Genomic DNA, 6,714 nt, shown 5'->3' with positions numbered 1-6,714 from the left:
AGGTTGGCCGAGCCGGTGTCGAGGATGTTGATCAGGTTCTTCGCGAAGTCCTGACGGTTCTGCACCACCGAGAGGTTGGAGCCGAAGGTCGAGGACTGCGCGCGCAGCTGGCTGGTGGCGAGGGTGATCGCCTTCAGCGCGTCGTTGATCTCGGCATCCGACTGGAAGCCGCCGGTGACGGTGTTCAGCCCCAGGCCTTCGGAGTCGAGCTTGGCGCCTTCGATGTTGAGGCTCGACGAGCCGGTCTCGTTGAAGGTGACCTTCAGCGAGTTTTCCTTGGCGTCGCTGCCGCTGCGGTAGAGCAGGTTGATGCCGTTGTAGCTCGAGTCCTTGGCCTGCTGCGTGATCTGGTCGAGCAGGGTGTTGAACTGCTTGGCGAGGGAGGTGCGGGTGGCATTGACGCCGCCGGCCGAGCCGGTGCCGCTTCCGACCACGGGCTTCGTCGTGGCGCCAGCGATGCCGAAGCCGATGTCGGTGTCGGCGCCGGAGGCCGAGGCGTCGACGGTGATCTTCTGGTCAGAACCGGTCGCCTTGGTGGTGAAAGTGACCTTGCCGGTGGTGTCGTCGCCGACAGCCGTCACCTTGCCGCTGAAGCCGGTGTCCGCGGTCAGCTGCTTATTGATGGCGGTGGCGATGTCGGTGGCCTTGGCGTCCGTCGCCAGGGCGAGGGTGGCGTCGGCGGCGCCAGTCAGGTCGATCTTCTTTGCCGGACCGTCACCCAGCTTGATCGTGAAGGAGGCATCCGCAGCGCCCGAAAAGTCGGGGCCGGTTCCGCCCGTGGCTAGGCCGGCGACGGCGATGCCGGCGACCGAGGCCGCGACCGCGCCGTTGGCGGCGTCCGAGCCGGTGGCGGTCTGGGCGCCGGCGGTGGTGCCGAAGCCGATGTCGCGGTTACCGCTGGTGACGTTGACGGTGGCCTTGGCGGCCGCGCCGGTGTCGGTCGAGGTGAAGACGATGCGGCCGTCGGTGGTCTTGGACGCGGTCACGCCGGTGGGCACGGTGGCGTTGGCGAGCTGGTTGTTGATCGCCGTGACGACCGTATCGGCGCTCACCTTCGAGACGTCGCTGGTCAGACCGGCCAGCGTGGTCGCGTTCAGCGTGATGGTGGTGGGGGCGGCGACGGAGGCGGCACCGCCGCCGGCCACCGTGAACACCAGGGAGTTACCGGTCGCGAAGCTCTGGGTCCCGTCCGTGGCCGCCGTCGTGGTGCCCTGGAAGCCGGTGGCCGAGGTCAGCACGGCTGCGGTGGCGGGGGTGCCGCTGGTGGTCGCGCTCTTGTCGGCCAGCGCCTGGTTGGCGGTGGACTTGGCCGAATCGACCAGCTTCTGGATCGAGGTGATGCCCTGGTTGGCGNGTGCCGCTGGTGGTCGCGCTCTTGTCGGCCAGCGCCTGGTTGGCGGTGGACTTGGCCGAATCGACCAGCTTCTGGATCGAGGTGATGCCCTGGTTGGCGGCCTGGATGGTCTGGACGCCGTTAGAGATGCCGTTGAGGAGCGAACCGAGGTCGCCTGAGCGTCCCGACAGGGACTGCGAGGTAAAGAAGCTCGTCGGATCGTCSAGCGCCGAGTTSACCTTCTTGCCCGTGGAGAGGCGGTTCTGGGTGCTGGACAGGAGGTCCGCGGTGCCCTGCAGCGAGAGCAGGTTCTGRCGGGTGGCAGCGGTGAGGGTGACGCCGGAAGACATGTGGATTGATCCTTCTGATCAAAAAACCCTCGTATTTCCGAAGGCACCTCACCTGAGGGCAGGGCTTCCTAACTTCATATTAAATCGATGTGCTGATTTTCCTGCCCCACACAGATTTCATTTTCATGGTTAATTGAATATTAATCAATCCAGTATTAATATACGCTTCATATAAGATGATCAGTTGCTAATTTCGAATAACTCAAAAGGAGTTATAGCAGTGGCATTAAAGCTCACGATCAAACCCGGCGAAACTGTATACATTAATGGCGCGGAAATATGTAATTCTGGTGCAGGTGTCAGCTTAGTCATAAAAAATCACTGCCGCATCTTGCGCGAAAGCGAGATGATCCGCGAAAGCGATGTTACGTCACCTTGCTCTAAAATGGTCTTTGCGCTTCAGCAGATTGTTCTGAAGGAAAACCCCTTTGAAGAACTGAACGAACTATCACGGTTGGCCGTCCAAATATTGCAGACCATACCGAGCGCTGCTCCGCATATCTTAGAGATCCAGCATCTACTCAGCGAGAAGAAGACACATATTGCTTTCAAGAAGGGCAAAGCTCTGATGGCTCTGGAGGCCGGTTGGATCCCTGAAGCCAAGAATGGGTGACTAATTTCGAAGAGGTGATTGCGGCGCTTCTCGTTAGTCCCAATCGATCTCCAGAGACCGCTCGAAGGCGGTAGCCGGCTGTTCCTTGCCCTTGTGATCAACGACCACGATGTCCTGAAAGCCACGCCGCTGTAGCTCCCACGTCTTCTCCATCGCCTGCTCGTCCGTCCCGCAGGCGAAGGTCATGGCCTTGCCGATTGGATCAGTCCCCCTCACTGTGAACATGACATGCTCTCCGATTTTAGCGGAGATATGGGGCTGGCGGGCGAGAAACCGTACCCCAACCGCACACGCTCAAGGTCCGCTCGGCGGTCGAGACGGTGCTTGCCGGCCAGAAGCACCGCTTCGGCTTGTTCGTGCGCACTACCGAACGCGACCAAGCCGTCTCAGGTGTCGCGGTAGGGTCCTTGGAACAGGTCACCCAGCCCTTTGCGTCGAAACAGCGTGAGCCAACGACGGCGCCGGTGTTCGGGGCGGTCGTGGTTCATGTGACAGCGCTGGCAGAACGCGGCGAGGTTCTTGTCGGCATTGTTGGCGGTGTCGTGATCACGGTGTGCGGTCGCCAGCACGACCTTGGTCGAGCGCACATGCACGAGCTCCTCCAACCTCGGCAGGACCTTGAGGGCCGATCCGGTGCCATCGCGCCAGCAGCCGCTCGCAGCATCCCACCAGCGGCCATCACCAAGGTGGTAGACCATTCGCCCGTGCGGCCGGCCACAGCCCTCGCAGGCCCCACCCGCCCGTCGAAACCGGATCGTGGCCGAGAGTTGCGGCCAATCGATCGGGTAGAAATGGCGATGCTCGCGTCGGATCGGCATCGCGGTCAGGCCTCCTTTTCCGAGGCCGCTTCCGAAGCCGCCGCCTGGCTGCGTGCCCGGGCTTGAGGGAAGTAGCTGTAGAAGGTGTCTCGGCTGATCCCGAGGCGCTTGGCGATCGCCGCGATCGAGATGGTGCCGGTCTGCAGCAAGGCACGGCCGACCTCGATGTCGGCCGCGGTCAGCTTCTTGGGCCTGCCGCCCTTCCTGCCGCGAGCCAGAGCCGCCTTGAGCCCCTCCATCGTGCGCTCGCGGTTGAGGTCGAGGAAGTACTCGGCCATGGCGCCGTGCATCTGCAGGGCGAACCGGCCATGGGCGGTGTCGCTGTCGAACTGCTCGGTCAGCGAGCGGAAGTGGATCTCCTTCTGGCGCAGGCTGTCGATGGTGCGCATCATCTCGACGAGGGAGCGGCCGAGCCGATCGAGCTTCCACACCACCAGGACGTCGGTGGGACGCAGATAGGCGAGCGCGGCCTCGAACTCGGGGCGCTTGGTCCCGGCCTTGCCGGACTTCTTCTCCTCGAACAGCTTCTCGCAGCCGGCCTTGCCCAACGCATCGCGTTGGAGGTCGAGGTTCTGATCGAGAGTGGAGACGCGGGCATATCCGACGAGCATGTCGGGATAGTGAATCAGGAGCGTTTGATCCGCAATAGAATACCAGTCATATTTTCCCGACAGAAACGCGACCGTTTTGACCGGCTCAGCGCCTGCCTCACGCTAACGTTGGGAAAACGATCGTTTTCCTGGCATGCAGCACGGGAGCATTGGGTGCGTTCGTCCAGGACAAGCTTATTGGACTGATGCGTCCTGCAGCGAGCACATTCTCTTAGAATGAGTCTGAACTTCTACTGCTCGCCAGACGTTCGTAATGGTCTGTAGAGGCATACAACAACGAGGAACGATCATGCGTATTCGCACCCTGCTCCCGTTCGTCGGTCTGCTCACGCTCGCCGCCTGTCAGGACGAGAAGAAGGCCGAGACTCCCAAGACGACGAACCCGCCTGCAGCCACCACGACGGCGCCGGCTCCGACTACGCCTGCGGCGACTCCGGCACCTCCCGTCACGCCGGCTCCCGCCAACAAGCCGGCTGGTCAGTGATTTAGAGGTTGTTTGCAGCACGCACGACAATCCCCGGCAGTTTGGCGCTGCCGGGGTTTGTCTGGAAAGGCATCATGCCGTCTGAGTGGAAGCGAGAAGCCTAGCCGGCTTCTCCAGACACCCGTACGTCGAGCCCTTCACTGACCCGTGCTCGAGCCCGTGCGCGTGGTCGACTTGACCGGCTTCGAACCCGGTTCGTGCGACATGGTCTTGGTACGCGACTCAACGCTCTCACCGTCACGCACCTTCGTCTTCGTCTGCGATTTCGAGAAGGTGCCTCCGTCGTTCGCCATGGCCTTGGATTGGCCATTCAAGCCCTGACCAGTCTCGTTGACCTTCGATCGGCTACGGGCGTTGTCGCCCGCCGCGCTACCGCCCGTGGCCAAGGACGAGCCAGTGCCGCCAGCCCCCGCGGAGGTGCCACCCGTGCCAAGGGTCGTGGCCGACGTGCCGCCAGCCGCCGCAGAGCCGCCGCTGCCGCCCGTGGCGCTGCCACCGCTCTGCGCGAACGCGGCCGTAGGGCCAAACAGAAGGGCAGCAGCGAAGCTGAGGGTTGTGAGGGTTCTCATGGTCATGTCGGGGCTCCCTACTTCTTGTCCTTAGACGTGGTGACAACGCAATCGCCATCGCTGGTGGTCGTCATGGTCGTGCCGTTGCTAGAGGACGAACTCGAACCGCTGCTTGAGGAGCTACTCGACTGACCATTGCTTGAGTGCGTGGTCACGGATGGGCCGCCCGTCGTCGAGCTTTGGACGCCCCCTGGTCCGGCTGTGACGGAACTCGACAGGTTGCCGGTGTTCTTAGACTCGTCCGAATGCACGACCCGGCAGGGCTTGCCATCCTTGTTGGTCATCGTGGTGTTGCTTGAAACGCCGCCAGGTCCGGCCGTAACGGTGCTCGTTTGCGCTTGGCTCATGGCGTAGCTCGCGATCAGCAGCGTGGAGCCGAGAAGGGGAAGAGCAAGGCGAAGCATGGTGCATCTCCTCTGAAAACAGGTTGGGCGCGGCTCATGCGAACCGCGCCCTTAGGATTAAGCGAGCCGCAAGGCGGGCTCAGTTCTTGTCTTTGCCCTTGTCCTTGTTACGGCCAGGCGCATCCTCGGACTTGCCGGGACCATCAGCCTTGTCGCCCGACATTCCTCCGGCCGATGAGCCACCGGTACCGACCGTCGATCCACTCTTACCACCGCCAGCGGACGAACCACCGGTGCCGACCGTTGAGTTGGAACCGGATCCGCTACCGCCACCGGCCGACGAGCCGCCAGTGCCGACCGTAGAGTTGCTGGTACCACCACCAGCTGACGAGCCACCGGTGCCGACAGTCGAGTTGGAACCAGATCCGCTGCCGCCGGCCGACGAGCCGCCAGTGCCAACTGTGGAGTTGCTGGTACCACCACCAGCGGATGAGCCACCGGTGCCGACAGTCGAGCTGGACTGTGCGAGAACGAGCGCTGTGCCGCCCACGACGAAGGTAGCAGCAAGCGCGGCGATACGAAGTTGCTTCAGCATGCGTTTTCTCCCAGAATTTTGATCAATGCACGGTCTAAAACACCCTCTTGCCAGTAGTAGTTCCCAAAATATGAGCCTTTCGACTAAAATAACGCCAGATGAACAAAGTGTTAATTGATTATTAAGCATCAAAAAGCATCGCCAAATTGACGAATAAATGGCGGTTACAGCGCACTCTCTTCGAGGTTGCGCAGCTTTAAATTTACGGTGGCGCCTCGCGCCTTTGCCACAAGGGTCGGTTATCTGCCCCGACCCGAGTCGAAAGCGGCTATAAACAGCGCTCTCGGAAAAACCGTTCCCAACCATCGCCGGGCCCTACCCCTGCACCCTGATCGCTATAGCCCTGAAGACAGCATTGAGCCCCGCGAACGGCTTGGTCCGAGCGGGGCTGCGGAACGGTTACACCGACCAAAGTTTTTTCATTCCACTTCAATGGGGGCTGATCAGGCCGTCAGACCAGCAGTAAGACCCATCGTGTCAGCCAGTGTGATGGGTGCTGAAGCGCTTGCAGGCATCGGGCTATGTTCGGCGTGGTCGCGATCCTGCCGATGAGCGTCAGCTTCGGGTCGAGCTGACGGAGGAAGGTCAGCAGTTGCGTGGGAAGGTGGCGCAGGTGCGTCAGACCCCGTTTCATAACTCGCTGCCTCCCGGCGTGAGGGCCAAGAAGGGCGGCGGCTCGGGCACATTCGTCGGAGCTGCGAAGAGGGCGACGCATGGCCCAAAGCCTCGCTACGCGGGTTATGAAACGGGGTCTNGAGGGCCAAGAAGGGCGGCGGCTCGGGCACATTCGTCGGAGCTGCGAAGAGGGCGACGCATGGCCCAAAGCCTCGCTACGCGGGTTATGAAACGGGGTCTCAGAGCCTTGTGTGCTCTCTGGGAGGCTCCGAGGCACCGATCCAGGCGCTGCGAGAGCAGGTCGACGCCGTGACCGAGTTGCTGCGTGCGATGCCGGGCAAGGCGGCGAGCTCCTGATCCACCCCTCGCCACCCATTGGCTG

The 6,714-nt window shown here is 62.1% G+C and carries 8 protein-coding genes and 2 pseudogenes; 3 read left to right on the top strand and 7 right to left on the bottom strand.

The features are described from left to right. Positions 1 to 1,354: 1,354 nt before the first annotated feature. A pseudogene (locus ASF39_RS10920) lies at positions 1,355 to 1,683 on the bottom strand (flagellar protein); the annotation flags it as partial. 220 nt (positions 1,684 to 1,903) lie between these two features. Here ASF39_RS10920 and ASF39_RS20465 point away from each other — a divergent pair. Then, the gene (locus ASF39_RS20465; RefSeq protein WP_162240589.1) at positions 1,904 to 2,296 is read left to right on the top strand and encodes a flagellar biosynthesis repressor FlbT; all 393 of its coding nucleotides are present in this window, start codon (positions 1,904 to 1,906) and stop codon (positions 2,294 to 2,296) included. Between the two features lie 33 nt (positions 2,297 to 2,329). Here ASF39_RS20465 and ASF39_RS10915 read toward each other — a convergent pair whose 3' ends face one another. From ASF39_RS10915 to ASF39_RS10905, 3 genes are all read right to left on the bottom strand, one after another. Then, on the bottom strand, positions 2,330 to 2,521 hold the full coding sequence (locus ASF39_RS10915; protein WP_056283754.1) for a hypothetical protein: 192 nt from the start codon (positions 2,519 to 2,521) through the stop codon (positions 2,330 to 2,332). A gap of 161 nt (positions 2,522 to 2,682) precedes the next feature. Next, positions 2,683 to 3,114, bottom strand: a complete 432-nt coding sequence (locus tag ASF39_RS10910; RefSeq protein WP_056283751.1) for a hypothetical protein — start codon at positions 3,112 to 3,114, stop codon at positions 2,683 to 2,685. Between the two features lie 5 nt (positions 3,115 to 3,119). Next, positions 3,120 to 3,725: a recombinase family protein gene (locus tag ASF39_RS10905; RefSeq protein ID WP_056283748.1), complete on the bottom strand. Its 606-nt coding sequence runs from the start codon at positions 3,723 to 3,725 to the stop codon at positions 3,120 to 3,122. Positions 3,726 to 4,014: 289 nt separating this feature from the next. On the opposite strand from ASF39_RS10905, the gene ASF39_RS20460 reads away from it, so the two are divergent. After that, positions 4,015 to 4,209, top strand: a complete 195-nt coding sequence (locus ASF39_RS20460; RefSeq protein WP_082494500.1) for a hypothetical protein — start codon at positions 4,015 to 4,017, stop codon at positions 4,207 to 4,209. 137 nt (positions 4,210 to 4,346) lie between these two features. On the opposite strand, the gene ASF39_RS10900 is transcribed toward ASF39_RS20460, so the two are convergent. The 3 genes from ASF39_RS10900 to ASF39_RS20450 form a co-directional block, all read right to left on the bottom strand. Beyond that, entirely contained in the window at positions 4,347 to 4,778 is a 432-nt protein-coding gene (locus ASF39_RS10900; RefSeq protein WP_056283771.1) for a hypothetical protein, read from the bottom strand. Positions 4,779 to 4,795: 17 nt separating this feature from the next. Further along, positions 4,796 to 5,182 (bottom strand): glycosyl hydrolase, encoded by a 387-nt coding sequence (locus ASF39_RS20455; RefSeq protein WP_082494499.1) that lies wholly within the window; start codon positions 5,180 to 5,182, stop codon positions 4,796 to 4,798. A gap of 79 nt (positions 5,183 to 5,261) precedes the next feature. Next, a complete protein-coding gene (locus ASF39_RS20450) occupies positions 5,262 to 5,717 on the bottom strand; it encodes a hypothetical protein (protein ID WP_082494498.1) in 456 nt (151 codons plus the stop codon). 493 nt (positions 5,718 to 6,210) lie between these two features. On the opposite strand from ASF39_RS20450, the pseudogene ASF39_RS22330 reads away from it, so the two are divergent. Next, positions 6,211 to 6,333: pseudogene (locus ASF39_RS22330) on the top strand (winged helix DNA-binding protein); the annotation flags it as partial. Between the last annotated feature and the right edge of the window lie 381 nt (positions 6,334 to 6,714).

Origin of the sequence: Methylobacterium sp. Leaf108 (assembly GCF_001423265.1) — a bacterium.
Lineage (GTDB): Bacteria > Pseudomonadota > Alphaproteobacteria > Rhizobiales > Beijerinckiaceae > Methylobacterium.
The sequence above is the reverse complement of the archived record's forward strand: the minus strand, read 5'-3'. Positions and strand labels throughout refer to the sequence as shown.